Here is a 1,170-nt window from a genome sequence, read left to right as displayed (position 1 = left end):
CTTGTCGGCCGGGATCTCGTAGCCGGCGTTGGAATCATCGGCGAGCTCGCGGTTGAGGCCGGCATTGTCGATCGCCTGCTGCAGGGCCCCGCGCTGCGCGGTCTCACCGGTGCCGAGGCGGCGGTTGACGAATTCACCCATCGAGAGGAAGGGGCCGCGCTCGCGCACCTGCTTGACGATCTCCTCGGCGAGCCGCTCGAGTTCCTCGTCCTTGTATTCGCGCGCACCGAGCCAGTACGACTCCGCCGGATCGCCGCCGTCCTTCTCGGACAGTTCCACCGGCAGGCGGAAGCGGCTGATGCGGCTCTCGTTCTTGTCACCATCGGCGGGCGGCAGGGCGGTGAGCGCCGAGCTCTTGGCGGTCTTGTTGAGCTGGTTGTAGAGCGCCTTGCCGTCGTGGATCGAGCCGAGCATCGCCTTCCACGCCGCCACCGAGGTCGAGTTGATGTTGAAGGGACCGTCGATCGTTTGCCAGGCGGCGATGGTCGCGTAGGCATCGCTGGCGGCCACCCTGTCGCTGATGCCGTTGCGCGGCTTGCCGTCCGGCGCGTAGAGCTTGAGCCGCGGGTCGGCCAGCGGCTTGCCGGCCAGGAATTCCTCGGCGACCTGCTTTACCGTGCGGTTGGCGGTGCCGAAGCTGCCGGTCTGGTCGGCGAGTCCCGAGAAGTAGAAGTGGTCGTAGAGCGCGGTGTTGAGCAGGAAGGAATGATCGAGGAGCTTGCCTTCAGGAAGCGCGGTGATGGCTTCGGAGGAATTGAGCATCGGGTGCGCCCACGAGTTGCCGATCGGCTGGGCGAAGCGCGGCGCGTAGCCGGAGGAGCCGCCGGGGTTCGCGGCATTGAGCTGGGACAGGCTTTGCAGGGGTGCCAGCGGCACGTCGTAGAGCACGCCGAATTTCAGGCCGGTGTTGCCGGTCTGGCCGGTGATGAAGTTGCCGCGGCCGGTCTTCGGGTCGAACTGCAACAGGTTGTTGGTGCCGTTGTCGAGGCGCAGCAGCGAGATCTCGTGCGAGGCGTTGGCGGGATGGTCGCTGACGATCTTCTGGGTCGAGGCGCCCGCCACCGCGTGGCCGAAGCTCCAGGGCTTGGTCGCCAGCTTGCCGTCCTCGCCGTCGGGGTTGAGCCCGCCGCTGGTGGTCTTGGCCTGCGCACTGATGATGGCGAAGGGTTT

1 pseudogene is annotated in these 1,170 nt (G+C 67.0%); it reads right to left on the bottom strand.

Annotated elements, in window-relative coordinates:
- Positions 1-1,170: pseudogene (locus BV071_RS32165) on the bottom strand (hypothetical protein); the annotation flags it as partial.

This window comes from Haloferula sp. BvORR071 (genome assembly GCF_000739615.1).
GTDB lineage: Bacteria > Verrucomicrobiota > Verrucomicrobiia > Verrucomicrobiales > Akkermansiaceae > Haloferula.
The sequence above is the reverse complement of the archived record's forward strand: the minus strand, read 5'-3'. Positions and strand labels throughout refer to the sequence as shown.